The organism is Alteromonas sp. ABH2_165, from assembly GCF_056159945.1.
In genome coordinates this window covers 261591-285933 of record NZ_JBSWWF010000005.1, presented here as the reverse complement: position 1 = coordinate 285933, position 24343 = coordinate 261591, and the positions used below count along the sequence as shown (strand labels likewise).

The window sequence follows — 24343 nt, the reverse complement described above, 5'->3', positions numbered from 1 at the left end:
ATGAACAATAAATCTGTCGGCTTGCTAGTGGCCGCTATGCTTTCGGGCTGTGCTTACTCACCAAACGAGCAGGCTTATCGTGAGCACATTCAAACACCGGACATTTTCGAATTTTACACCGATGAGGATAGCCAGGTTGCGGTTGAGCAGGACTGGTGGACGGTGTTCGGCTCTACGCCGTTAAATGAACTCATGACGCGGCTGATGGCTGACAACCTGAGCCTGGAAGAAGCCCGTATGCGGGTGGACCGGGCGGTTTTACTCCTCGAACAAAGTCGTGCCGATAATATTCCCGATGTGAGTGCAGGTATTAGCGGGCGGTCCGGCAAGGACTTTGATGATGGAAATACCTCTAGTAGTTCTTCAGGAAACGTGGGGCTGAGCTATACCTTCGATGTGTGGGGAAGTCGTGAAGCAACACAGTTAGGGCTCTCGTTGGGCATTGATAGTCAGCGTTTTACCCAACGGAGCGCGGCTCTGCAGGTTCAGGGCCTTTTAGCCAGTGAGTACTTCAACCTATTGTCATTACAGCAGCGTTTGGTAATTGCACGTAAGAACTACGAGGCGGCAGACCAGCTCTATGAATTAGTGCGTATTCGCTTTGAAGAAGGTGATGCATCGGGTATTGAGGTGAGTCAGCAACAGAATACTCTGCTCACTGCACGTGGCGAACTACTTCGACTCAACAATCAGGCGACACTGAGCCGTCGGGCCATTGCTGTATTACTGGGTGATGCGGTACTCACACCTGTGAATAGTGAAGAGTCAATTCTGGCGATGGCAGTGCCGGAAATCAGTCTATATCAGCCCGCCAGTGTGTTAAAGCAACGCCCTGATGTACAAATTGCTGATGTAACGTTGCAGCAAGCAGATATTGCCGTGTATCAGGCCGGCATTCAGGGGTTACCCGGGCTCAGTTTTAGTGCTGATTTGTCGGTGAATGATTTGCTCGATTTGGCTTCTGGCTGGAGTGTAGGTGCGGCGCTGAGCAGTGCGGCCACATTATTCGATGGCGGTAGAATTGAAGCGGGCAAAAAGATTGCGGCGACCGACCGCGAGCTGGCCTGGAATAACTTCAGAGCTACGACCATCACTGCTTCTCAGTCGTTGCTGGATGCGCTGGATAACTTTACGTATCAAAAGGCTGCGTATGAACTCGATTTGATATCGTTGGAAAATAACGAGCGATTATACAAGCTGGCGGAAATTCGCTACAAAGCGGGTGATACTGATTTTCTGAATCTACTGAGTGCTCAGCGTAGTTGGTTCTCGGCTCAACTGACTGTGATCACCAGCTATCAGCAATCCCTTGCAGCTGCATCAACGGTGTACTTAGAAGCAGGCGGACGCCCTCAGCTTACCAATCGCCCATAGTGTCACTTGCAGTTACTTTCTTGTAGTAAGCAAAAGGCAGATACAAGAGATAAAAAAGCGAGTCATTACTCGCTTTTTAAATCTCTTCCCAGCAACGCAAAGGCCGCTTCTTTCGGCGATTTACCATGATAAAGCACGGCGTAGATTTGCTCGCAGATGGGCATTTCTACCTCGTATTTTTTCGCCAACGCATGCACTTCTTCGGTATTGCGGTAGCCTTCTACCACCTGACCAATTTCAGTCATTGCCGTTTCAACGTCTTTACCCTGACCTAAAGCCAAACCAAACCGGCGATTACGTGACTGATTGTCGGTACAGGTAAGCACCAAGTCGCCAAGGCCCGCCATTCCCATGAAGGTTTCAGGTTGCGCGCCCACTTTTACCCCAAGCCGGGTTAACTCGGCCAGACCACGGGTTATCAACGCCGTACGGGCATTGGCACCAAAACCTAAACCATCTGCCAGGCCAGCACCGATAGCAATGACGTTTTTAACCGCACCACCCAATTGCACACCGATGAAGTCAGGGTTTTTATAAACACGAAACGACCGGGCGCAATGGAGTTTACGGGCAAAATCATCAACCAGCGTTTCGCAGGTCGAAGACAGAGAAATAGCCGTAGGTAAGCCAGCAGCCATTTCTTTGGCAAAAGTCGGTCCTGACAGCACGGCTAGCGGATATTGTTCGCCTAACACATCGAGAGCTACGTCACGTAGTAGTCTGCCTGAACCGGGTTCCAAACCTTTGGTGGCCCAGATAATACGGTGCTGTGACTGTAAAATAGGCTTTAAGGTTTCCAGCAGGGCCTTAAAAGCGTGACTGGGTACCACGATAAGAATATCGCGACTGGCTGCAACAGCCGTTTCCAGATCAGACTCAACGGTGAGCGCATCGGGAAATGTGGCGCCTGGCAGATAACGGGCATTTTCCCGATCGTTTGCCAATGCATCCATGTGCGATTTGTCTCGTCCCCACAACAGCGTTGGGTTGCCATTACGGGCTAAACAAAAAGCGAGGGCGGTGCCGTAAGACCCCGCCCCCAATACAGTTACCGAACCTGAGTTCATCACTGACTTATGCGTCTAGCTGCTGACCGCCTTCTTGCGCCTGCTGTGCACGTTTCTGCATGTAAGCAGCGAAGATAGCGTCAAAATTAACCGGAGCCAGGTTAAGTGGAGGGAATGTACCACGGTTAACCATGTTTGAAATTGCTTCACGAGCATAAGGGAACAGTAGGTTAGGGCAGTAAGAACCCAGCATAGGTGCTTTAGCTTGGTCTGGCAGTTCGGCGCCCAGTACGAAGATACCTGCTTGTTGCACTTCACACAGGAACGCAGTTTCTTCGCCCATAGACGCAGTAACCGTTACTGACAGTACAACTTCAAATGCGTTTTCACCCACAACGTTGGTTGAGGTGTCGATATCAAGTTTAACTTCAGGCTTCCATTCCTTCTGGAAGATTGCCGGTGCATTTGGCGACTCAAAAGAGATATCTTTTGTGTAGATACGCTGGATGTTTAATTGAGGACCCGGGGCTTGCTGGCCTGCCTCTGCGCCGTTTGTGTTCTGATTTTCTTCAGCCATGATAATTCCTGAATGCTTATTACGTTCTTGTTGAAACGAGTTATTAATTATTGCGCAAGAAGCGCATCGAGTTTTTGTTGCGATTCCAGAGCAAACAAATCATCACATCCACCCACGTGGGTATCGTTGATAAAGATTTGTGGTACGGTCCAGCCGCCATTTGCTCGTTCGATCATTACGTCGCGTAGTTTAGGCTGCACATCAATGGCAATTTCCTCGAACTCCACGCCTTTGTGCGCCAGTAAAGCTTTGGCGCGATGACAATAAGGGCAATGCCCTTTTGTGTAAATTTCTACCTTGCTCACAGTTAACTCCTGTGTCTTGCCGGTTTATTTGCTAACAGGCAGGCCAGCAGACGTCCATGAGTTCATACCGCCCTGAAGCACTTTTACGTTTGAAAAGCCTTCTTTAGCCATTGCCGCAGCAATACCTCTGGCGCTGTTGCCCATTGCACATACAACAATAATGGGTTTGTCTTTCACGTTTTCAAGCTTTTTAAAATCTTTCGCGCGGACTTCTTCCGGTTTAATTTGGCGAGCGCCGACAATGTGTCCAGCCTTGAACTCTTTTTGCGGACGGGTATCGAAGATCACCGCGTCTTCCTTGTTAACCAGCAAAGTCATTTCGTGGGTGTTTACCTCTTTAACCGAAGAAGTAAAAGTGGTGATATAACTAAGAATCAACATGGCGACAATAACGACCCACGCACCGGCTAACAGCATATTATTACCGGCAAATTCTACGAGCTGTTCCATTTAAGCGTACCCTTTTGTTACATGGAAGACTAAAAATCGACTGCAAAGTATATAGAAAAAACACGTAGAAACCAGCCTGCATCGGCGACATCCATTGCATCGGGATAGATGAATCCTCTATCTTGTTGATATAGTATGGCCTTTGAGTTTGTAGTATGTCGCCATTGGCCTGAAGTGAGAATGAGTCTGAACGCCCTAAAACCTAGTCTGCTTTTTGCTGAAACCGCCCCGAGTTCGCGCCGGCGGCTGCGTTTGTTGTTGCAGGTAGCCACCCTACTTATGGCACTTTTCAGTTTGTCAGCAGTGGCCCAGGAGCAGCAGGCAAAACTGGCAGAGCTACAGGCTGAATTGAAAGCCCGTCAGGCAACGCTAGCCGCCAACAAAGCCGATGCCGATGAGCTGCGTGATGCGCTAAAAAAGTCAGAGCTTGAAATTGCCGCAACGGCGAAGGCGCTGAATAATACGACCACCCAACTGGCAGATAATCGCCGTCAGCAGGCCAATCTGGAAGCTGAACAGGGCGAGCTTAGAAAAGCCATACTGCAACAACAGTCCATGCTTGCTAGCCAATTACGAAGTGCATTTATGGCAGGCAACTACGATTACGCAAAAATGCTGTTCTACCAAGACGAAGCCAGCAGCTTCGAACGTGTGCTTACCTATTATCAGTACCTGAGTAAAGCCAGAGCCAAAGAGATTGATGGTTTTCGTGAAAACGTGGCGCGGTTAATAAAGGTAAATCAACAACTGGAAGAAAAGGCCAGCACCCTGGCGAAATTGCTTGATGAACAAAAAGCCCAACAAAATGTGTTGGTAGCGCGACAAGACGATCGCGCCCAAACACTCGCAAAGCTCAATAAGAAGATTGCTTCCGATGCTGCAAAAGTCGATGAGTTGCGTCAGAACGAGGAAGCCCTGGTACGCGCTATCGAAGATGCTCGTCGCCGCGCTGAATCTGCAAAATCTGAACTGGCAGGTTTGTCTGGGTTTAAAGGCAAGCTACTGAAACCTGCATCTGGACGGGTGCGTAATTTATTTGGTTCTCGTCGTCAGGGGCAGGTACGCTGGAAAGGCATTATCATCGAAGGCGCCGAAGGCAGTTCTGTTCGTGCCGTGTCCCACGGCCGGGTACTCTATTCAGATTGGTTGCGCGGGTTTGGGTTGGTTACTGTTATCGACCACGGCAAAGGTTATATGAGTGTTTACGGCCACAATCAGGCGCTTCTGAAACAAGCCGGTGATCGGGTGGCCGATGGCGAAACCATTGCTCTGGTAGGTCAGAGTGGCGGACAGAATTACCCCAACCTCTATTTTGAAATCCGTCATAAAGGCAAAGCCTTAAGTCCTGCAGGCTGGTTGGATTTGTAGTTCCCGGCCTAGTCATTTGTTCTTCAATAAAAAAATGTTCAAAAAATAGCAAAAAAATCGCTTCAGAAATTTCAAATTTATAAAATCGCTGTTATGCTCGTTATGTATGGATATAAATACTAATACAGCCCAAATGGAAGTCGGGTAACCAAACCTGAAGTAATTAGTGCCGCCGCCAGGCATTGCGCAGGTGAGATTCACGGTCTGAAAATAATAAACGTGAGCCACAAGCCCATTGCTGTCAACCGGTGATTCTGATTACCCGGGTTATAAAATTATAATAGGCGTGCGCTTGCTAAAAATTTGTTTTCTCAAAAGAACTGACCGTCAGTTTTGTGATTGGTTTGCGTTGTTTTGGGGTGTGCTGTTTACACTCTTCTGTCTTCCAGTCGCGGCTGCTAGTGTCCAACCAAAAATCGTCTTGATCATAGACGATATCGGTCATCGCTACTCTGATCACAGGGCGCTTAAGCTCCCCAGAGAAGTGACGTTCTCGATTCTACCTGATGCTCCCCTGACAACTGAAATGTCCGAACTGGCTCATGCCCAGGGGCGGGATATTATGTTACACATGCCAATGGAATCTTTTGACGGCCAAGACATGGGCGTCGACGGATTACGTGTGGGTATGTACGAAAACCAGATGGAAGTGTTGTTTGATAAGGCGCTGCAAAGTGTGCCTTATGCCATTGGTGTGAATAACCATATGGGCAGTCGGTTGACCAGTATGTTCAACCCTATGCGCGCATTCATGGATATTCTTAAAAACCGGGATTTGTTCTTCGTCGATAGTCGCACGTCGGTAAAAACCGTGGCGGAAGAAGCGGCATTACACGCGGGAATTCCTGTGGCCAGGCGGCATGTGTTCCTTGATCACGTGATTCAACATGAGGCCATCGAAAAGGAATTTGATCGCATGTTGTTGCTGGCTCGAGAGCAGGGCGTAGCGGTTGCCATTGGTCATCCTCATAAGGTGACAATGGAGATTCTGCAGCGACGGTTACCGGAATTGCGAGAAATGGGCATTGAGTTGGCGACAGTCAGTTCGCTATTCGAACCCGCTGAACCGACGATGATGGCCCAGCAAGCAGCCGAAACATCGACGGAAGCCACATTGGTCGCGCCGAATTAATCTTAAATTCGGGATTGGTGTTTTGCATTTTGCCATGGTTGTTATATTATAACGTCCCTTTTGATGGCGAGTGGCGACATGTCCCGAATTCAGGTTAACGACAACCCGACAAAATTAGACAGGCTTGGGATTTGGATCTCGAGCCTGTGTGCGTTGCATTGTCTAGCGCTACCTCTGCTGCTGCCTTTAATTCCGCTTATAAGTTCATCGATCTTCGCGCAGATCTGGTTTGAGCGAACCATTCTTACCATCTCAATGCTAATTGGTGCTGTGGCGCTGATAAACGGTGCTGTTCGCTATCACGGTCAATACTATCCGCTTGGCTTACTGTTCTGTGGCGGCGTTATTTATTGGTTTAAAGACATGTTTGGTCATGATTTTGAACCACTGACGATAACCGTGGGTGCTGCGTTAATTGTGGCGGGGCACTGGATCAACATGCGTTTATGTCGTCAGTGTCGTTGCTGTCGAAATACGGTGCTGTCTCAGCACATGGCTAAGTAGCCAAACCGCTATTTACTTTAATGTTACCAATGCCAAGTCTGGCTTGTTGGTAAAAATCCCATCGACGCCCCAAGATTGCAATAACAGCATATCCTCAGGGTTATCCACAGTGTAAACCAGCACTTTATAGCCCGCTTCATGGGCGCGCTTCACTTCCGTTTCTTCAATAGTATCAAGGGCGTAGTTCACCGACCACGGCGCGAGCTCACTGGCAAAACGCAAGCTGTTTAATTCAATGTTGGCGGTGAGAGCACCTAATTTGAGGGTAGGGCGAAGTTGCTTCAGGCTAAGTAACCAGCGGTGATTAAATGATGAAATCAGCAGGCTGTCGGGACTTATCTGGGCGATGTCACAACATTTCAGCAGGCGTGCAAGCCAGCTTTCGGGATTTGTCATGCCTTTAATTTCCACATTACATAACGTGGATTCAGGTAGGCACTGAAGTGCTTCAACCAGCAACGGAATAGGCTCGCCGTTCCCTGCATTCAATGAGCGTAAATAGCTTAGCGTTTGGTCCACCACCCGGCCGGAGCCATTGGTGGTGCGGTTAAGCCAGCGATCGTGAATAACCACAATTTCACCATCCACCTGATAGGTGTCGAATTCCAGGCCATGAGCACCCATTTCAAACCCCAGACGAAATGCGGCAAGGGTATTTTCTGGTGCTGCTTTGCTGGCCCCGCGATGTGCGAGTACTAACATTTAGTCTTCCTGTTTGTGCAGCTTACTGGCGTTCATGGTTTCGTAAACAGAGGCCGACGTAACCAGAATGCCGCCAATCAGTGCTTTGATGCCTGGAGATTCGTCTAAGATTAGCATAGCCAGCACAACACCATACATTGGTTGCATGCAGGCGATGAGTGAAAAGGTTTTTGCCCGCAGGTGAATAAGTGCGTTGGCGACCAGTGCGTGAGGCACCGCGGTGAACATAGAACCAAGTATCATCAGCATTAGCCAGGTGCTACCGGAGGCCTCTGGCAGGCCATCACTGATTACCGGAAGTAAGCAGGCGATGACCACCAGTATTTGCCAGGACATGGCTTTAGCGCCCGAATAATGAGAGAAATGCTGGCGGTGAATCAGATTGCGCAAGGCATAGAGCACTGCAGAGAAAATTCCAATAGCCACGCCCAAGGTGGTGTCGTTTTCCAGCGAGATTTCTGGAACCAGCAGTGCTACGCCAATGAAGACCGTAATTGCACTGAAAAAGTCCTGCCATACCAGGCGGATTTTCTCGAAAAACGGTTCGATAAGTACGGTAATCACCGGGAAAGTAAATAGCGCAATCATGCCTACGGCAACACCGGCATACTGCATGGCGGCAAAATAAGTCACCCAATGCACGGCCATCAATACGCCCAGCAGCAGTGCGATGCCGTAGTCTTTATTATTATTCAGCGCAAAGGTTTCGCCAGCGAAGCGCATGAACAGAGCAAGGCTGATACAGGCGAAAACCGAGCGCCCGAAAGTAATATCGGTAGCGCTCAGCGGAATGATGTTTGAAAAGAGGCCGGTGCCTCCCAACAGGATAACGGTAATATGAAGCGTTATCAGACTTCGCTTGACAGGATCCATGCTTAAGCGGATTTGCCTGCCTTCGCGTAACCAAATACTTCACCAAGTCGGGTAGTCATACCCGGCTCCATATCTTCAAAATCGATGGCGTCTTTTTCGAAACACACCACGATGGTTGAGCCTAATTTAAAACGACCCATTTCGTCGCCTTTCGCCAGTGTAACGGCAGCTTCATCGTCGTACTGCCAGTGCTGCACGTTTTGACCTGTAGGCGGTGTTACGGTACCAGACCACACGGTTTCTATGCTGGCAACAATGGTTGCACCCACAAGCACCATAGCCATCTTACCCACTGGCGTATCAAATAAAGCAACCACACGTTCGTTGCGGGCGAACAGACCGGGAACATTTTCTGCTGTCAGTGGGTTTACTGAGAACAATTCACCGGGTACGTACACCATATCGGTAAGCGTGCCTTCAACAGGCATGTGAATACGGTGGTAATCTTTTGGTGAAAGATAGATGGTGGCGAACTTACCGTTTTTGAACTGCTTAGCCAGTTCAGGTTTTCCGCCGAGCAAGGTAGTCAGGCTGTAGTCGTGACCCTTTGCCTGAAAAATGCTGTCTTGACGGATATCGCCAAATTGACTCACTGCGCCGTCTACGGCTTGAATGATAACGTCATCGCCTTCAGCAATGGTACGAACTTCCGGCTTCAACTGACGGGTAAAGAATTCGTTGAAGGTTTTATAGTGCTCAGGATGCGGGTACAGCGCCTCGCTCATATCAACGTTATATTTCTTGATGAAGAATTTGATAAACGCCGTTGTAACGCCACCGGCCTCAGCTGCGGCAAACTTGCCAACCAGGCGGGATAAAAGATGCTTGGGCAAAATATATTGTAGGTTAACCTTGAACCAGTCCAGCACGGGCACTCCGAAAAATAATAGTTATCTAGTTTCTGTCGCGTGGGATTGTACACCAGGTTGTTAACAAGTGGATGCACTTTCCCGTTATTGACCATCAGTGTTTGATATAAGCGGCAAAGGATTTGAAACGGAAAGCCCTTCTGGACAGAGGACGGTGCTGCCTTCGCGAACACGGCGTAAACCCATCCATGGGGCCTCGGCTGCCGCATCCCTGCGGCAGACGGTTCACTCAGGCAGCACCGTCCCCTATCCGCGGGCTTCCCGTTTCCAACCCTGCATCAGAACGGATTGGTATAGCTGGGGCGCTGTTCATCCATGGTGGCGAGGATTCGATGATAGCTGCCGAAGCGGGCGGTGCTGATTTTGCCTTCTTCCACGGCTTCACGGATAAGGCAGCCGGGATCGTTCATGTGTTTGCAGTCACGGAATTTACAGCCGCCCAGGTAGTCGCGGAATTCCACGAAACCCCAGGTGATTTGTTCAACCGGCATGTGCCAGAGGCTGAATTCCCGCACTCCAGGCGAGTCGATGAGGTCGCCACCTTCAGGGAAGTGCAATAGTTTCGCAGCCGTGGTGGTGTGCTGACCTAAGCCAGAATTATCGGAGATTTCGCCAACCAGTTCATCGGCATCAGGCAATACTTGGTTAATGATGCTCGACTTACCTACACCGGACTGACCTACAAACACGCTGACTTTGTCGTTCAGGCAGGCTTTCAGGTCATTAAGTCCATCACTGCGCTTACAACTGGTATAAATCAGCGAGTAGCCAAGTTCTTCGTAAACCGCGAGTTGGGTTTTCACACTTTCAAATTCTTCATCACTGAGCAATTCGATTTTGTTCAGGATAAGGATCGGCGGAATGCCAATTTCTTCACAGGCCACCAAGTAGCGGTCGATGATGTTCGTCGACAGTTCTGGTTTTACCGCACTGACTACAATGATCTGATCAATATTCGCAGCAATGGGCTTCACGCCATCATAATAATCGGGACGTGTGAGTATGGAACGACGGTCCTGTACAATTTCGATAACGCCGCTAACACCGCTGTCGTTATCGTCACCGGCGTCAAACAGCACGTCATCACCGCATACCACGGATTCGATGGTACGGCGGATATGGCAGCGGGAAACATTACCTTGTTGATCTTCAACATCGGCATGCTTACCAAAGCGACCAACAACCCGGCCGGGGATCAGTTTACTGGCATCAATCGCGTTTTTCTGATTGCCGCCCTTATCATTTAGACGGCGGGCGCGGTTGGCTGCAACCTGTCGCTTCTGCCGTTGTGTCAGTTTCGGTTTTTTTGCCACGATTTCCTGCAAAGTTAACGTATACTTGGCCAATGATACCGTGTGTCTGGCCGCTGTGCCATGTTAAAGACGAGGAAACTAGAATGACAAAAAGCGATACCAATCTGGTGTGGATTGATATGGAGATGACAGGACTCGACCCGGAAACCTGTAAAGTGCTGGAAATTGCCACTATTGTAACCGACGCGCAATTAAACGTTCTGGCTGAAGGTCCGGTTATCGCTGTTCATCAACCAGATGCGATCTTAGATGGTATGGATGAGTGGTGCACACGTGTTCACGGTAACAGTGGTTTAACCGAACGCTGCCGCGCCAGTTCTGTGGGTGAAGCAGAAGCTGCTCGCCAGACTATTGCTTTCTTGAATGAGTACGTTGATGCGGGTAAATCGCCCTTATGCGGCAACACCATTGGTCAGGATCGCCGCTTTATGGTGAAGTATATGCCGGAGCTGGAAGAGTACTTCCATTATCGCAGCATCGACGTGAGCACAATTAAAGAACTGGTAAAACGCTGGCAGCCAGAACTACTCGACGGATTTACTAAAAAAGGCGTGCATTTGGCACTCGACGATATTCGTGAGTCTATCGCGGAATTGCAGTACTATCGGGAAAAGGTGTTTGCTATTTAAGCAAACAATCCACTTTCTGCAAAAAAATTCAAAATAGGTGTTGCGCATTGCCAATATTTTTGTAAAATGCGCACCACTTTCGAGAAGGGCACAGCCTCTTACCGGAAGTTGACTGAAAATTTGTTATGCGTGAATAGCTCAGTTGGTAGAGCACGTACCTCGTCACGAAGTGATTGCCAATTTCTGGCAAGTCGAGATTGAGTACTAACTACCTCTTAAGTTAGACTGCATATGTACGCGGGAATAGCTCAGTTGGTAGAGCACGACCTTGCCAAGGTCGGGGTCGCGAGTTCGAATCTCGTTTCCCGCTCCAAATTCTCCCTCAGTCGTACCAATCTTTACGCGGGAATAGCTCAGTTGGTAGAGCACGACCTTGCCAAGGTCGGGGTCGCGAGTTCGAATCTCGTTTCCCGCTCCAATTTCTTCCAGATAATTCAATATCAGAATAAATTAGCTCAGTTGGTAGAGCACGTACCTCGTCACGAAGTGATTGCCAAGGTCGGGGTCGCGAGTTCGAATCTCGTTTCCCGCTCCAATCTCTCTTTTGTAATACCTCTTAAAATTTCATCGAAGTCTACACTGCATTTACCAGATGGCTTTTACGCTATTGGCATGTTTTTGTTGTTATCACCAGTCTGTATATCGCATATTTGTGCTGGGTTCAGACATGCAATTAGATTAATATAAATAAAGTAGCGCGTATCACCGGGACCTGTCAGGTCCTTTTTTTATGTCGTTACACGTTGATAAGCGCTGGCCAAGACCAGTCAGGCGAACTCACAATAATAACGAAGGCAGCATTGCAGCTGACCCTTTGAGAGAATAACACTATGGCATCGATGAAGTTTCATAACGCATTTCGCAAATATCACCGTTGGTTAGGATTTTTCCTGGCAGGCATCATGTTTATTTACGCCGTCAGTGGCGTACTGTTGATATTCCGCACTACAGATTTCCTCAAATATGAACAAACCGAGCAGCATCAGTTGGCTCCGGGCCTGAACGGTGATGCGCTGGGTCAGCAGTTGCGAATGAAGCGCTTCCGCGTCGCTGCTGAGACTGCAGATCGTATTGAATTTCCGGGAGGTTATTACGATAAGCAAACCGGTAACGCCGAAGTCACTAAGAAAGATTATCCGTTGGTGCTTAGCAAGCTAGTGAAATTGCACAAAGCCACCACTAATAGTCCGCTGTTTTTACTCAACATTTTCTTTGGATTAGGTCTGTTGTTCTTTGTTGTGTCGGCGTTTCTGATGTTTCTGCCAAAAGTGCCTGTGTTTAAAGAAGGGCTTAAAATTGCGGGTGTTGGGGCAGTGGTTGCATTGCTGGTTGTTATTTTTGGCTCCTAATCGGCAATTTCTCTGAACAGGTTTCGTCTGGTCGGATGACTTGATTTTGTTCTGACTTCATGTAGTCTTACTGGTCTAACCAGATCGTGAAGTCAGAACTATGAGAAAAAATGCCCTCCGTGAATTTGCTTTAAAAGCCAACCGCTTTCCTGCTGGCGTTAGTCGTTGGCTAATGACCACCATGTTCCGCCACAAAGTTAAATTGGCCGGCACGGCGAAGCTCGATATTCTTGGCTCTGATCTCAAATCGGTCACCTTTCACGTTAAAAATCGCAAAAAAGTCCAAAACCATATTGGAAGTGTTCATGCGGCAGCCATGGCATTGCTAGCCGAATCGGCAACGGGTTTTATTGTTGGCGTTAACTTACCCGGTGATAAGCTGCCGCTAATCAAATCGATGAACCTCCAATATGTGAAGCGAGCGCAAGGTGATATGCAGGCTGAAGCGATGCTAACTGATGAACAAATTGCACTCATGCACTCGCAAGAGAAGGGGGAGGTGATGGTTGCGGTTAAAGTGACTGACGAAAATGGCATCGAACCGGTGATTTGCGAGATGTGTTGGGCCTGGATCCCACACAAAAAATGACAGTTAAATGAAGATATTGCTAAAAGCGGCTTTTGCCGCTTTTTTTGTTTGACATCTGGGGCTATAAAATCTATTTCTTGTGTAGCGTGTTCACGCATTTTTTATTGTAGTTTTTCACACCCGCTGAAAGGCAGGTTGTCGACATCGTTAAGCATATTTTCAAACAGGTTTTATTATGACCAACGAATCTCGTGAAAGTCTGGTGAAGAAGCCATTTATGGACAAAAGAAATTATCCGTATGGTTTTGCGCGCTCGGGGGATTTTTCGATAAAAGAAGCGAAAATTCTGTCCGAAAGTGGTAGTGTGATCGCCGCACTGGTTGATGGCAAAATTGCGCCGGAAACCGATCAGGATATACGTTATATTGCAGTGGCGCATGGTCAGGTAGAGCCAGAATCTTCAGAAGAGAAAGTCTGGCTGAAATATCAGAAACGAATTAACCGTCCAAAAGCCGCTTCTATTTATGGCTCCAAGAAACTCGCTTTGGTTGATTCGGATGATGATAATAATTCGTCGAATGACGACGACATTGTCATCGATGACGATTAAGTACTAAAAATGCGGCTTAATATCCTATATTTGGCCGCAATTTAACCTATTTGCGGATATTCATCCTATTTATTCTATATATTGGGATATATATCTCACTTTTGTCGATTTTTTTGTTTAATCTTTCTAACTCCTTCGTTATAGTCCGCGCTACGGTATAATCCGCACACAATTTAAGAAAGGTTTCGAGACACAAATCCAATAAAACAGGAGATTTGACTGTGAAAATGATGTCAGGCGCTGCCATGGTGGTTGAAGCGCTAAAAGATGTGGGAGTCACACATGTATTCGGTTACCCCGGTGGTGCCGTACTCGACATTTATGATGCGCTGTTTGCGCAGGATAGTGTCAAGCATGTCCTCGTACGTCACGAACAGGCGGCCGCCCACATGGCGGATGGTTATGCACGTTCAACTGGCAAAACCGGCACAGTCCTCGTCACTTCAGGTCCAGGTGCAACGAATACCATTACCGGTATTGCCACAGCCTACATGGATTCTATTCCGATGGTTGTGTTATCTGGCCAGGTGCCATCTTCACTGATTGGTGAAGACGCCTTCCAGGAAACTGACATGGTGGGTTGCTCGCGCCCAATTGTTAAGCACAGTTTTTTGGTTAAACGCGCCGTAGATATCCCTGAAGCCATCGCTAAGGCTTACTACATCGCTAACTCTGGCCGTCCGGGTCCGGTTGTAGTGGATTTACCAAAAGATATCGTTAACGTTCAGGAATCACATCCCTATGTTTTCCCTGAATCCGTTGCAATGCGTTCATATAACCCAACCGAAAAGGGTCATATGAAGCAAATTAAGAAAGCTGTCGCGTCGATGCTGAAAGCTGAGCGTCCAGTGATGTATGTAGGCGGCGGTGCAGTTGCCTGTGACGCGTCTGGTAAAGTAATTGAACTGGCTGAAAAGCTGAATGCACCGGTAACCTGTACCTTAATGGGTCTGGGCGCGATGCCAGGCACACACGAACAATTCGTGGGTATGCTGGGCATGCACGGTACGCTGGAAGCCAACAAAACTATGCACAACTCAGACTGCATTATTGCGCTGGGTGCGCGTTTTGACGACCGCGTAACAAACAACGTTTCTAAGTTCTGTCCTCACGCTGAAATTATTCACGTTGATATCGACCCTGCGTCGATTTCTAAAACCGTGAATGCGCACATTCCGGTGGTTGGCAGCATAGATAAAGTGTTAGATCAAATCCTTGAGCAACTGGCTGAAAAAGATTTCTCTGGTCAGAAAGAAAAGCTTAGCGACTGGTGGCAGCAAATTACTCAGTGGCGCAAGCGCGAATGTCTGAAGTTCGAGCAGGGCGATACGGTAATCAAACCGCAGAAGGTTATTGAAGCGCTGTATAAGCACACCAATGGTGATGCTTATGTGAGCTCTGACGTTGGTCAACACCAGATGTTTGCTGCGCTGTACTATCCGTACAAAAAGCCTCGCCAGTGGATCAACTCTGGTGGCCTGGGCACCATGGGCTTTGGTTTACCTGCTGCTATGGGCGTACAGTTTGCGCATCCTGATGCCGTGTCTGTTTGTGTTACCGGCGACGGTAGTATTCAGATGAATATTCAGGAGCTCGCCACCTGTTTGCAGTACAACCTGCCAGTTAAGATTATTTCACTGAACAACCGCGCACTGGGCATGGTTCGTCAGTGGCAGGACATGATTTATAAAGGTCGCCACTCACATTCTTATATGGATTCAATGCCGGACTTCGTGAAGTTGGCAGAAGCTTACGGTCACGTGGGCATTAAAGTGGATCGCCTCGATGAACTCGACGCCGCGATGGAAAAATGTTTCAGCTATACCGACAGACTGGTATTCATGGACATTGCAGTAGACCAGAACGAGCACGTCTATCCGATGCAGGTTAAATTCGGAGCAATGGACGACATGCGCCTGAGCAAAACGGAGCGAACCTAATGAAAAGAATTATATCTGTACTTATGGAAAACGCGCCGGGCGCACTGTCACGTATCGTGGGTGTTTTCTCTCAACGTGGTTACAACGTAGATTCGCTGTGCGTAGCGCCTACTGATGACCCAAGCCTGTCACGTCTGACTATCATGACTCATGGTGATGATAAAGTTATTGAGCAAATTACTAAGCAGGTAAACAAGCTTATTGATGTGCTTAAAGTTGTCGATTTAACCGACGGCGCTCATGTTGAGCGTGAACTGATGCTGATTAAAGTCGCTACCCGCACCGATGCCATCCGTGCGGAAGTAAAGCGCACCAGCGACATCTTCCGTGGCAGCATTATTGATGTGAACGGCAGTAATTACACCATTGAACTGACCGGTACCTCCGACAAGTTAGATGCATTTGCTTCAACCATGGCGGAATGTGCAGAGATCATCGAATCTTCACGTACTGGCGTATGTGGTCTGGCTCGTGGTGAGCGTGCGTTAAGACCATAAACCCGCTTCACAGCAGATGAAAACCGGCTTTCTCAAGCCGGTTTTTTTGTGCCTGGTGTTTAGGTGCCGCGCCCGTAATACACTTCAACACGCATAGCCAGTCCCCATGACGGTTTAAAATCTTCATCTCTGAGCCACAACACAAAGGGCTCGATTTCATAGAAAAGCCAATCCCGTGTTGGGTTAGTACGGTATTTAAAGCTGGCGTACACTTCTTTAAGTTCGTCGTCAGGTCTTTTCATACCTTCAGTGAACAAGGTGTAAATGGCGGCAGATTGTGTGGTGAGCGGTTGTAAGTACTGGAATTCATGGCGCCACAGCCATTCGTGATGTTCGTCACGATAGTAATAGCGGTTGTTGAAACGAAAAACGTGGTCTTCATCGCTTAAGTACTGAAAGGTTGCGCCTATCTCAGCACCAAGTTGGTCACGGTTGTAGTAATAGGTTTCTGCATCGTAAAACAGACCCAAATTGTCATTGATGGGTGCCACGTCTTGATAACGGGCCTTGGCATAAATTTGCCCTCGTCTGCCAGTACCAAGACGGTATGAGATTCTGGAATTGTCACTGGTGCGGTAGCGTAAGGCGATAGTGGTATTGTCGCGATTCCGCTGAATCGGGTCGCGGGCTGCTCTGATGGTGGTTTCGTTATCGGTATCTTCGTTATCACTGAGAACCAGGTCTACCCGATCCTGTAATGCCGGTAGTTTTACCCGTACGCGAAAACGTAACTCCATATCGTCAAGCTGCCTGGAGCGCGGTTCCCAGCCAAGACTGACCCTGCCAGATGCTCTGGCATCTTTGTACGCGTCGTTACCTTCAAGTGCGAAGAAGCTGTCGAGCTGTCCGGCGGTATAATCCATTGAAGACGTGAGCTTTTGTTGCCAGTCGTCTATCCATAATTGCTCGTCTTGTACGTCAGCCTGAGTGGTTGATGCTGTGTCGGGCCGCTCAACATCAGTGGCACTCACACTTGCCATTGCAGTTCCTACAAGCAGAACTAAACACGACATAAATTGTCTCTGTTGCTATCCCTGTAATTTAAGCATGAAGCGAAAAGTGCTTGCCGTCAAAGCTTTGTGAGGGATTAATTTGTTTGCTGTAGGTATAAAAACGTAAAGATGAAACGGTTCACCTCACAATTGAAAATAATGTCGTGAAAGGTTCTTATTGCGGTGGCATACTGTACGCCTTGATGTAAAGGAGATTTTTATGGGTGGAATTAGTATTTGGCAGTTGCTGATTGTTTTAGTAATTGTTGTTCTGTTATTTGGTACCAAGCGTTTAAAGAGTATCGGTTCTGATCTTGGCGGTGCCGTAAAAGGTTTTAAAAAGGCGGTGACAGACGAAGAATCTGATGCTGACTTTACACAGGAAAAGCGCGTAGAAGAAAAAACTGACGCGAAGTCTGTGCAAGCAGAAACCAAGGCAGACGTTAAAGAAAAATCCTAATGTTTGACATTGGCTTTTGGGAACTACTGGTGATTGGAGTGCTGGCGCTCCTGATACTGGGGCCTGAGCGGCTTCCCGGTGCAATGCGCTCCACCATCAAAAGTGTACGAAGCGTACGTAACATGGCAACCGGCTTTAAACAGGAAGTTGAGCATCAGTTACGTGTCCATGAACTGCATGAAAATCTGAAAAAGGCTGAGCAACAGGGCCTGAAAGATTTATCGCCGGAACTGAAAGAAAGCGTTGATGAACTCAAAGACGCTGCTAAGTCCGTGCAGGAACCATATAAAAAGAAGTAAATGTCTGACGCTAACTCTCTCATTTCGCACCTCATAGAGCTGCGTAGTCGCGTATTGCGCGCACTGGCAAGTGTATTGTTGGTGTTTCTTTGTCTGGCTTATTTTGCCCAGGATCTCTACCGTCTGTTAGCCGATCCTCTGCTGGCAACCATGCCGGAAAACGCCTCGATGATTGCAACGGATGTAGCATCACCGTTTTTCGCACCGTTTAAGCTCACCTTGGTGCTGTCGTTTTTCATTGCTATCCCTTATGTGTTGTATCAAGTCTGGGCATTCGTGGCACCGGGGTTGTACAAAAATGAAAAGCGGTTAGTCGCTCCCTTGTTGTTTTCCAGCACAATGTTGTTTTATGCCGGTATGGCGTTTGCCTATTTCGTGGTATTCCCCATTGCCTTTGCATTCTTTAACAGCGTGGCCCCTGAAGGGGTGACTGTAAGTACCGATATCTCTAGTTACCTGAACTTCGTACTAAAATTATTCTTTGCGTTTGGGGTGTCGTTTGAGATCCCTATTGCGATTATTTTGCTGTGCTGGACGGGTGTCACTGATGCCAAAACGCTACGAGAGAAACGTCCGTATGTGGTCGTTGCTGCGTTCGTGGTGGGTATGTTGCTCACGCCGCCCGATGTCATTTCTCAAACGCTACTGGCTATTCCAATGTGGATCTTGTTTGAGGTGGGCGTAATTTTCGGCGCGTTCTATGCGGGCAAAGCTGACCGCGATGAAGAAGACGAAGAAGAAAGCACCTCTGGCTCAGCGTAAGTTTCGCAAACAAAACGCCTAATATTTTGATGACAGAATAAGGAATAACAATGAAAAACACCGTCCGCATTGCTGGCGCCGTATTACTGACCATCGTATCGTCTGTTTCTCAGGCTGAAACTGTTGTTGAAGCCATGCAGGAATGTCGCAATGAAAGTAACGATCTGAAGCGTTTGATCTGCTTTGATAACGTAGCAGAGTCAATGAACATTTTTGCTGGTGCTGACCAGTCTGTCGACGATGTGGCTAACGCAAGACCGGCTCAGGCGCCGGTTGTTGCGTCTACAAGCGCCCCCGCTAGCAGCAACACGCAAGCTGCCAGTGCGCCCCAGCAAGGCCCATCATTCGGCATGGAAATGAACACCGAAAGTTTGCAAAAATCCATGTCTGCCACTGTGACCGAAGTGTCTAGCTCGCCGCGCGGTGATTTTATCATTACGTTGGATAACGGCATGGTATGGCGTCAAAACGGTGAATCAGCGAACTATAAAATGAAAGTTGGCGATGGCATCACCATTGAGCGTGGCTTTATGAACGCGTTTTACCTCACTAAAGAAGGTCGAAGTGGCCGCGTAAACGTTCGCCGAATCAAGTAACATGAAGTGGTTCGACGCTGGCGTGAATCTGCTCGATGGGCGATTCAACGCAGAAGAGGTAATAGCTCGTTCTGTTGACGCTGGCGTTGATAAACTCTGTGCTATTACCACCGAACCCGCCGAATGGGACGCAGCCCGTGCGTTGCATATCCGTTTCCCCGAACATGTTGTTTATACCATTGGTTGTCACCCACATAATGCAAAGGTAATGACAGACGATGATTTTCTCAGGCTAGAGGATTATCTTGGTGGTGAAGGTGTTGTGGCTGTTGGCGAATGCGGGCTCGACTTCAATCGAGATTTTTCACCAAGAGACGTGCAAGAACGGGTTTTCCGCAGGCAGTTACAAATTGCTGTAAAACATCAAATGCCCGTTTACCTGCACGAAAGAGATGCCCATGCACTTCAGCTTCAGTGTTTGGATGAAGAGGCGGCTGGGGTGAAGGGTATCGCGCACTGCTTTACCGGGCAAACCTCAGACATGCAGGCCTATTTACAACGTGGGCTTCATATCGGCATTACCGGCTGGGTTTGTGACCCGAAACGCGGAGAGGCGCTTCGCGAAGCGGTGAAATCACTGCCGCTGGAAAAATTAATTGTAGAAACTGACGCGCCGTACCTGTTTCCAAAGCATCATCGTCCTCGGGCACGAAATAATGAGCCCGCTTTTCTGCCGTCAATTGGCTGTTACTTATCTGATTTGCTGGAAATTAGCGCTGAAGACATTGCTCAAACCAGTTATGCTAATACTTGCAGGTTGTTTAATATAGCCGGGTAATAAATCGAATGCAGATAGACGTGGGAACGAACCGCCGAAATGACGCGTGGCTTATCGCTATAACGCTGGTCGTTGTTGTTCTGTTTTTAGTTGTTGTAAAACCCTTTACCAATGTTGATGCGCAGCAATCGCGTATCGAAAACCTCGTCTACACCACAACGACCCCCTATGAGCCCGGTGTTGATGCAGAGTGGACGCCGTTAGCGAATCCGGTCAATCTGGGCATGGATAATCGCCCCCACCAATTTCGCTTTACGCTGAGTGACTTACAGGCCGATTCTGAAGGCATGTTACTGGAAGTGGCCTATCCGTTGATCGATCACCTTACGGTGCGCTACGAAGTACCGCAAACCGGTGTCACCGTCCTCGAACTTAATGGCGGTGATGCGCTGCCCTTCGATGAGTGGGTGATTCAGCATCCTAGCCTGCTGTTTCCTGTGCCAAATGGCTATGATGCGCTCACCGTGTATCTCGAAGTCAGAACGTCTGGCGTACTGCGTTTGCCGGTCAGGCTGTGGCACAAAACAGAGTTTATTGAACATACCTCAATGTTGAGTCACCTGTTAGGTTGCTTTTACGGTATCTTGTTGGCCATCGGCGCGACAAATTTCTTCTTGTTTCTGACTACCCGCAGCGCACCATTTTTATTGTACACCTGTTACGTGGTGTCGTTATCGCTCACGCTGGCGGCACTCAACGGTCAGGCGTTTGCTTACTTGTGGCCACACTGGGAATGGTTTGAACAACGAGCCGTGGCGATTTTCGCTAATGCCGCCATCATGTTCGCAATTCTGTTTTCCCGACTGCTAATGAAGGTGAAAGACTATTCCGGTTGGATGGACAGGGCGTTAAAAATCATGAGTGCGCTGTTTGGTTTGAATATATTTATAAGCCTGATTTTGCCCTATACCTATCTCATAAAGGTATTCCTGGTGATGCTGGCGGTGGTGGTAACGTTCATCTTTGTGGTGGGAATTTTACTGGCGCGTCAGGGTAATATCATTGCGCGCTATTATTCATTCGCATGGGGCATATTGCTGGTCAGCGGCTTCTCTGCCAGTCTCGACAATCTGGGCCTTTTCAGTGCCCCGGTGCTATCCAATTATCTGTTAATGCTAGGGGCGTTAGTAGAAACCCTGCTATTGACATTCATCGTGGCTATCAGCTACCGAATACAAAGAGAGCAGGCCGATTTTTCTCAGCAAAGTTTGATTGAGCAGCAGAAAGTTTCTGCTCAGGCGCAGGAAGACTTGGTTGCCATTCAGCAGCAGTACGCTGACGAATTAGAATACAAGGTGCAAGAGCGCACCCTTGAACTTGAAATCGCGTTACGGGAACTCTCCGAAGCGAACCAGGAACTGGAGCGACTGAACAGTATCGATTCTCTTACCGGCATTCGAAATCGCAGGCAGTTTGATAAGCGACTTATCGCTGAAGGGCGGCGCAGTCGTCGTGAACAAACGGTGCTCAGTCTCGCAATGATTGACATCGACCACTTCAAAGCCATTAATGACCGCCACGGGCACGCCGCCGGTGATGCGTGTATTTGTCACGTGGCGAACCTGCTGCAATCAGCACTGCGGCGTTCGTCGGATGATGTGTGCCGCTATGGCGGCGAGGAATTCGGCATTATTTTGCCAAACACGGATTCTGAAGGCGCTCGTCAGGTTATCGAAACCATGCGCATGTTGGTTGCTGAAAAGCCGGTTTATGTTGAAGGGGAAGCCATTCCCATTACGGTGAGTGCCGGTGTGGCAAGTGCAATCATCGAGCGCGAGGCGCAGGAACTTGAACTGCTGAAGTACGCTGACGATCTGCTTTATCAGGCCAAAGAGAATGGCCGTAATCAGGTGGTCGCTGAATCATATATTGGAGAACAATCATGACATTTTCACCTTTCCCGGCAAAGAGAATGCGTCGACTAAGAAGTCAGGACGCGTTACGGGATATGGTTGCAGAGAACCAACTCACGGTTCACGATCTTATTTACCCGGTTTTTGTGTTACCGGGCGAGGGCCAACGAGAAGCCGTGCCATCCATGCCGGGCGTCGATCGTTTGTCTATTGATTTGCTGGTTGAACAGGCAGAAGAGTGGGTGGCGTTGGGCATTCCTGCGCTGGCATTGTTTCCGGTAACACCTATGGAATTGAAAACGGAGTGTGCCAGCGAGGCATATAATTCTGAAGGACTTGCCCAACAAGCCATGCGCGCGCTGAAAAAAGCGTTTCCTCAGTTAATGCTGATGTCTGACGTTGCACTCGATCCGTTCACTGTGCACGGTCAGGACGGCATTATCGACGATGCTGGTTACGTGATTAACGATGTCACCGTTGATGTGTTAGTCAAACAGGCACTGTCGCACGCTGAGGCGGGTGCAGACATGATTGCACCCTCAGACATGATGGATGGCAGAATCGGCGCTATACGTGCTGCTCTGGAAGAGAATGGCTATCACAATACCTGCATTATGGCGTACTCAGCAAAATATGCGTCTGCGTATTATGGGCCGTTTAGAGATGCGGTGGGTTCTGCTGCAAATATCAAGGGTGGCAATAAGAAAACCTATCAGATGGACCCGGCCAACAGCGACGAAGCCTTGCATGAAATCGCGATGGATTTGCAGGAAGGGGCTGACATGGTCATGGTGAAGCCCGGTATGCCATACCTCGACATTGTACGTCGCTGTAAGGACGAGTTTAACGTGCCTACTTTTGCCTATCAGGTCAGTGGTGAGTATGCCATGCATCAGGCGGCATTTGCCAATGGTTGGTTAAACGAAGAACTGGTTATTTTGGAATCGTTGTTGGCGTTTAAACGTGCCGGTGCAGACGGGATTCTGACTTACTTTGCGCCGCAAGCGGCAAAGCTATTACAAAATAAATAAACTGGAAAGTAAGTAAAGGCGCCCGCCTTTACTTACAAATTAACTTCCAGCCAGCGCGGTGCTGTAGCCACACTTCATTGGCCAGTTCCGCGTTGATTAACGGATGCGCCGCTAGCCAGCCATCTGGAAACAGCAGGGTCCAGCTATCTTCTGTCACTTTTAGCTCTACTTCCGGAATGTGTTTATTCTGACGGCGCAGACACAGCACGACCGCAATTCGTAACACCCTCAGCAGCCCTTCTAGCATCGGCCGGACTTCTTCGTGGTAGTGCGTAAACGTCTCTGATTTGATAGCCAGGCGGTGGCATTTCACCAAGTCACGAATAGCAACCCGCTGAAGTTTGGTATAGCCGGGTAAATCGATGTAAGAAAGAATATAGGCACCATGTTCATGGTGCTTTTTGAATTCGATGTGCAGGCCAATTTCGTGCAACGTTGCTGCCGCACCCAGTACGGCTTCGGTATCCAGGTGACACAAACTGGTTTGGGCACACAACTGATGGCACAAGCGAAGGGCTAACCCGCGTACCGCCTCAGCATGATGGCGATCGATATGATATCGCTTCATGGTGCTGTTGAGGGTTTGGCTGCGACGGTCGTTTTCCTGCAGATTATCCAACATTCCGTAAATTAAACCTTCCCGCAGTGCGCCGCCGGAAATGTTCATGTCACGAATTTTCAAGCGTTCGAACAACGTGATAAGTATTGCCAGGCCGCTGGGGAAAATAGGCTTACGAGCATCTTCCAGGCCCTTAATGGTAAGGGAGTCGATGTGTTGGCAATCAATACATTGCTGGCGAAGGTCGTAGAGATAATCCAGACGAATGGCGTCACTGATGCCCTGGGCCACCAGAATTTCGGTGATCGCCTGGGGTGTCCCCGAAGCGCCTAAACAATTATGCCAGTCGAAACACAGGAAGGTATCTGCTGCCGTATCAAGCAGCTTGTTTGCTTCGTATTGCGCTTTTTCGAAATTTTCAGCCGTAATTGCACCCTTTGGAAAGTAACGCTCCATGAAGGTGACACAGCCCATATCCAGACTCACCAGATGAATGGGGTGCATGTCGTTGCCAATGATAATTTCAGTACTGGCGCCGCCAATATCAATAACCAGGGAATTGCCCTGATTTGCAGAGGTGTATGCCACGCCAAGATAAATCTGACGGGCTTCTTCTTCTCCACTGATCACTTCCAGCTTGTGGCCGAGAATTTCTTCGGCTTTAAGGATGAAGTCGGCGGCGTTCACAGCCAGTCGCAAGGTAGCGGTGGCGACAACGCGAATATTCGAGCGAGGGATGTCCTGGAGCCGTTCTGCAAAGGTCTGTAAGCATTGCCAGCCCCGTTCCATGCTAACGTCATCCAGCTCCATTTGGTCATTAAGACCTGCAGCCAGTCTCACTTTCTGCTTCACTTTTCCGATGATCTGCACACTGCCGTTAACGACATGCACCACCACCATGTGGAAGCTGTTTGAGCCTAAATCAACAGCGGCATAATACTCGCCGTCAACCGTAGTATCGTGTTGAAGTTCTGGCTGCATAAAC

27 protein-coding genes and 2 tRNA genes are annotated in these 24343 nt (G+C 48.6%); 19 read left to right on the top strand and 10 right to left on the bottom strand.

Annotation, left to right across the window (positions count from 1 at the left end; genetic code table 11):
• Entirely contained in the window at positions 1-1374 is a 1374-nt protein-coding gene (locus ACXAFQ_RS11965) for a TolC family protein (protein WP_474822157.1), read from the top strand.
• Positions 1375-1439: 65 nt separating this feature from the next.
• Here the strand turns inward: ACXAFQ_RS11965 and gpsA are convergent, their stop codons facing one another.
• The 4 genes from gpsA to ACXAFQ_RS11945 are packed head-to-tail and all read right to left on the bottom strand — an operon-like array spanning position 1440 to position 3713.
• Positions 1440-2441 (bottom strand): NAD(P)H-dependent glycerol-3-phosphate dehydrogenase, encoded by a 1002-nt coding sequence (gene gpsA, locus ACXAFQ_RS11960; RefSeq protein ID WP_474822476.1) that lies wholly within the window; start codon positions 2439-2441, stop codon positions 1440-1442.
• 7 nt (positions 2442-2448) lie between these two features.
• A complete protein-coding gene (gene secB, locus ACXAFQ_RS11955) occupies positions 2449-2958 on the bottom strand; it encodes a protein-export chaperone SecB (protein ID WP_474822154.1) in 510 nt (169 codons plus the stop codon).
• Between the two features lie 47 nt (positions 2959-3005).
• Entirely contained in the window at positions 3006-3263 is a 258-nt protein-coding gene (grxC, locus tag ACXAFQ_RS11950) for a glutaredoxin 3 (protein WP_474822150.1), read from the bottom strand.
• A 24-nt stretch (positions 3264-3287) separates the two neighbouring features.
• The gene (locus ACXAFQ_RS11945) at positions 3288-3713 is read right to left on the bottom strand and encodes a rhodanese-like domain-containing protein (RefSeq protein WP_070126546.1); all 426 of its coding nucleotides are present in this window, start codon (positions 3711-3713) and stop codon (positions 3288-3290) included.
• A gap of 279 nt (positions 3714-3992) precedes the next feature.
• On the opposite strand from ACXAFQ_RS11945, the gene ACXAFQ_RS11940 reads away from it, so the two are divergent.
• The 3 genes from ACXAFQ_RS11940 (at position 3993) to ACXAFQ_RS11930 (ending at position 6717) form a co-directional block, all read left to right on the top strand.
• Positions 3993-5081: a murein hydrolase activator EnvC family protein gene (locus ACXAFQ_RS11940; protein WP_474822472.1), complete on the top strand. Its 1089-nt coding sequence runs from the start codon at positions 3993-3995 to the stop codon at positions 5079-5081.
• A gap of 421 nt (positions 5082-5502) precedes the next feature.
• Positions 5503-6213, top strand: a complete 711-nt coding sequence (locus ACXAFQ_RS11935; RefSeq protein ID WP_474822148.1) for a divergent polysaccharide deacetylase family protein — start codon at positions 5503-5505, stop codon at positions 6211-6213.
• Positions 6214-6291: 78 nt separating this feature from the next.
• The gene (locus ACXAFQ_RS11930) at positions 6292-6717 is read left to right on the top strand and encodes a MerC domain-containing protein (RefSeq protein WP_474822146.1); all 426 of its coding nucleotides are present in this window, start codon (positions 6292-6294) and stop codon (positions 6715-6717) included.
• Positions 6718-6729: 12 nt separating this feature from the next.
• Here ACXAFQ_RS11930 and ACXAFQ_RS11925 read toward each other — a convergent pair whose 3' ends face one another.
• From ACXAFQ_RS11925 to rsgA, 4 genes are all read right to left on the bottom strand, one after another.
• Positions 6730-7419, bottom strand: a complete 690-nt coding sequence (locus tag ACXAFQ_RS11925; RefSeq protein ID WP_474822144.1) for a glycerophosphodiester phosphodiesterase — start codon at positions 7417-7419, stop codon at positions 6730-6732.
• Positions 7420-8292: a DMT family transporter gene (locus tag ACXAFQ_RS11920; RefSeq protein WP_474822141.1), complete on the bottom strand. Its 873-nt coding sequence runs from the start codon at positions 8290-8292 to the stop codon at positions 7420-7422. It abuts the gene before it with no gap.
• 2 nt (positions 8293-8294) lie between these two features.
• Entirely contained in the window at positions 8295-9161 is an 867-nt protein-coding gene (asd, locus tag ACXAFQ_RS11915) for an archaetidylserine decarboxylase (protein ID WP_474822137.1), read from the bottom strand.
• Between the two features lie 278 nt (positions 9162-9439).
• Entirely contained in the window at positions 9440-10474 is a 1035-nt protein-coding gene (gene rsgA / locus ACXAFQ_RS11910; RefSeq protein WP_474822133.1) for a small ribosomal subunit biogenesis GTPase RsgA, read from the bottom strand.
• Between the two features lie 83 nt (positions 10475-10557).
• Between rsgA and orn the strand changes: the two genes are divergently transcribed.
• The 8 genes from orn (at position 10558) to ilvN (ending at position 16028) form a co-directional block, all read left to right on the top strand.
• Complete coding sequence (orn, locus tag ACXAFQ_RS11905) at positions 10558-11103, top strand: oligoribonuclease (protein WP_474822129.1); 546 nt, start codon at positions 10558-10560, stop codon at positions 11101-11103.
• 237 nt (positions 11104-11340) lie between these two features.
• Positions 11341-11416, top strand: a tRNA-Gly gene (locus tag ACXAFQ_RS11900).
• Between the two features lie 29 nt (positions 11417-11445).
• Positions 11446-11521: transfer RNA gene (locus ACXAFQ_RS11895), tRNA-Gly, on the top strand.
• Between the two features lie 412 nt (positions 11522-11933).
• Positions 11934-12452, top strand: a complete 519-nt coding sequence (locus ACXAFQ_RS11890) for a PepSY domain-containing protein (protein ID WP_474822125.1) — start codon at positions 11934-11936, stop codon at positions 12450-12452.
• 100 nt (positions 12453-12552) lie between these two features.
• Complete coding sequence (locus ACXAFQ_RS11885) at positions 12553-13041, top strand: DUF4442 domain-containing protein (protein ID WP_474822121.1); 489 nt, start codon at positions 12553-12555, stop codon at positions 13039-13041.
• A gap of 175 nt (positions 13042-13216) precedes the next feature.
• Complete coding sequence (locus tag ACXAFQ_RS11880) at positions 13217-13591, top strand: MaoP family protein (RefSeq protein ID WP_474822117.1); 375 nt, start codon at positions 13217-13219, stop codon at positions 13589-13591.
• Between the two features lie 221 nt (positions 13592-13812).
• Positions 13813-15531 (top strand): acetolactate synthase 3 large subunit, encoded by a 1719-nt coding sequence (locus ACXAFQ_RS11875; protein ID WP_474822113.1) that lies wholly within the window; start codon positions 13813-13815, stop codon positions 15529-15531.
• Entirely contained in the window at positions 15531-16028 is a 498-nt protein-coding gene (gene ilvN / locus ACXAFQ_RS11870) for an acetolactate synthase small subunit (protein WP_070126557.1), read from the top strand. The genes ACXAFQ_RS11875 and ilvN overlap by 1 nt, the downstream gene beginning before the upstream one ends.
• Positions 16029-16087: 59 nt before the next feature.
• Here ilvN and ACXAFQ_RS11865 read toward each other — a convergent pair whose 3' ends face one another.
• On the bottom strand, positions 16088-17008 hold the full coding sequence (locus ACXAFQ_RS11865) for a hypothetical protein (protein WP_474822110.1): 921 nt from the start codon (positions 17006-17008) through the stop codon (positions 16088-16090).
• A 232-nt stretch (positions 17009-17240) separates the two neighbouring features.
• Between ACXAFQ_RS11865 and tatA the strand changes: the two genes are divergently transcribed.
• The 7 genes from tatA to hemB are packed head-to-tail and all read left to right on the top strand — an operon-like array spanning position 17241 to position 22799.
• On the top strand, positions 17241-17480 hold the full coding sequence (tatA, locus tag ACXAFQ_RS11860) for a Sec-independent protein translocase subunit TatA (protein ID WP_070126559.1): 240 nt from the start codon (positions 17241-17243) through the stop codon (positions 17478-17480).
• Positions 17480-17779, top strand: coding sequence for a Sec-independent protein translocase protein TatB (gene tatB, locus ACXAFQ_RS11855; protein WP_070126560.1), 300 nt, complete (start codon positions 17480-17482; stop codon positions 17777-17779). The genes tatA and tatB overlap by 1 nt, the downstream gene beginning before the upstream one ends.
• Complete coding sequence (tatC, locus tag ACXAFQ_RS11850; protein ID WP_474822107.1) at positions 17780-18541, top strand: twin-arginine translocase subunit TatC; 762 nt, start codon at positions 17780-17782, stop codon at positions 18539-18541.
• Positions 18542-18591: 50 nt separating this feature from the next.
• The gene (locus ACXAFQ_RS11845) at positions 18592-19137 is read left to right on the top strand and encodes a hypothetical protein (RefSeq protein WP_474822103.1); all 546 of its coding nucleotides are present in this window, start codon (positions 18592-18594) and stop codon (positions 19135-19137) included.
• 1 nt (position 19138) lies between these two features.
• Positions 19139-19915, top strand: a complete 777-nt coding sequence (locus ACXAFQ_RS11840; protein ID WP_474822099.1) for a TatD family hydrolase — start codon at positions 19139-19141, stop codon at positions 19913-19915.
• 8 nt (positions 19916-19923) lie between these two features.
• Positions 19924-21801 carry a sensor domain-containing diguanylate cyclase gene (locus tag ACXAFQ_RS11835; RefSeq protein WP_474822096.1) on the top strand — a complete coding sequence of 626 codons (1878 nt, stop codon included), beginning with the start codon at positions 19924-19926 and terminating at the stop codon, positions 21799-21801.
• Positions 21798-22799 carry a porphobilinogen synthase gene (gene hemB, locus ACXAFQ_RS11830; RefSeq protein ID WP_474822092.1) on the top strand — a complete coding sequence of 334 codons (1002 nt, stop codon included), beginning with the start codon at positions 21798-21800 and terminating at the stop codon, positions 22797-22799. Before ACXAFQ_RS11835 ends, hemB begins: the two co-directional genes overlap by 4 nt.
• A 28-nt stretch (positions 22800-22827) precedes the next feature.
• Here hemB and ACXAFQ_RS11825 read toward each other — a convergent pair whose 3' ends face one another.
• Entirely contained in the window at positions 22828-24339 is a 1512-nt protein-coding gene (locus ACXAFQ_RS11825; RefSeq protein ID WP_474822089.1) for a Ppx/GppA phosphatase family protein, read from the bottom strand.
• Positions 24340-24343 lie beyond the last annotated feature (4 nt).

Bases quoted from the DNA above. Each gene is read 5' to 3' on its own strand.
- ACXAFQ_RS11965 (WP_474822157.1), top strand. From the start codon at position 1: ATGAACAATAAATCTGTCGGCTTGCTAGTGGCCGCTATGCTTTCGGGC.
- gpsA (WP_474822476.1), bottom strand. From the start codon at position 2,441: ATGAACTCAGGTTCGGTAACTGTATTGGGGGCGGGGTCTTACGGCACC.
- secB (WP_474822154.1), bottom strand. From the start codon at position 2,958: ATGGCTGAAGAAAATCAGAACACAAACGGCGCAGAGGCAGGCCAGCAA.
- ACXAFQ_RS11945 (WP_070126546.1), bottom strand. From the start codon at position 3,713: ATGGAACAGCTCGTAGAATTTGCCGGTAATAATATGCTGTTAGCCGGT.
- ACXAFQ_RS11940 (WP_474822472.1), top strand. From the start codon at position 3,993: ATGGCACTTTTCAGTTTGTCAGCAGTGGCCCAGGAGCAGCAGGCAAAA.
- ACXAFQ_RS11930 (WP_474822146.1), top strand. From the start codon at position 6,292: ATGTCCCGAATTCAGGTTAACGACAACCCGACAAAATTAGACAGGCTT.
- ACXAFQ_RS11925 (WP_474822144.1), bottom strand. From the start codon at position 7,419: ATGTTAGTACTCGCACATCGCGGGGCCAGCAAAGCAGCACCAGAAAAT.
- ACXAFQ_RS11920 (WP_474822141.1), bottom strand. From the start codon at position 8,292: ATGGATCCTGTCAAGCGAAGTCTGATAACGCTTCATATTACCGTTATC.
- orn (WP_474822129.1), top strand. From the start codon at position 10,558: ATGACAAAAAGCGATACCAATCTGGTGTGGATTGATATGGAGATGACA.
- ACXAFQ_RS11890 (WP_474822125.1), top strand. From the start codon at position 11,934: ATGGCATCGATGAAGTTTCATAACGCATTTCGCAAATATCACCGTTGG.
- ACXAFQ_RS11885 (WP_474822121.1), top strand. From the start codon at position 12,553: ATGAGAAAAAATGCCCTCCGTGAATTTGCTTTAAAAGCCAACCGCTTT.
- ACXAFQ_RS11880 (WP_474822117.1), top strand. From the start codon at position 13,217: ATGACCAACGAATCTCGTGAAAGTCTGGTGAAGAAGCCATTTATGGAC.
- ilvN (WP_070126557.1), top strand. From the start codon at position 15,531: ATGAAAAGAATTATATCTGTACTTATGGAAAACGCGCCGGGCGCACTG.
- ACXAFQ_RS11865 (WP_474822110.1), bottom strand. From the start codon at position 17,008: ATGGCAAGTGTGAGTGCCACTGATGTTGAGCGGCCCGACACAGCATCA.
- tatA (WP_070126559.1), top strand. From the start codon at position 17,241: ATGGGTGGAATTAGTATTTGGCAGTTGCTGATTGTTTTAGTAATTGTT.
- tatB (WP_070126560.1), top strand. From the start codon at position 17,480: ATGTTTGACATTGGCTTTTGGGAACTACTGGTGATTGGAGTGCTGGCG.
- tatC (WP_474822107.1), top strand. From the start codon at position 17,780: ATGTCTGACGCTAACTCTCTCATTTCGCACCTCATAGAGCTGCGTAGT.
- ACXAFQ_RS11845 (WP_474822103.1), top strand. From the start codon at position 18,592: ATGAAAAACACCGTCCGCATTGCTGGCGCCGTATTACTGACCATCGTA.
- ACXAFQ_RS11840 (WP_474822099.1), top strand. From the start codon at position 19,139: ATGAAGTGGTTCGACGCTGGCGTGAATCTGCTCGATGGGCGATTCAAC.
- ACXAFQ_RS11835 (WP_474822096.1), top strand. From the start codon at position 19,924: ATGCAGATAGACGTGGGAACGAACCGCCGAAATGACGCGTGGCTTATC.
- hemB (WP_474822092.1), top strand. From the start codon at position 21,798: ATGACATTTTCACCTTTCCCGGCAAAGAGAATGCGTCGACTAAGAAGT.
- ACXAFQ_RS11825 (WP_474822089.1), bottom strand. From the start codon at position 24,339: ATGCAGCCAGAACTTCAACACGATACTACGGTTGACGGCGAGTATTAT.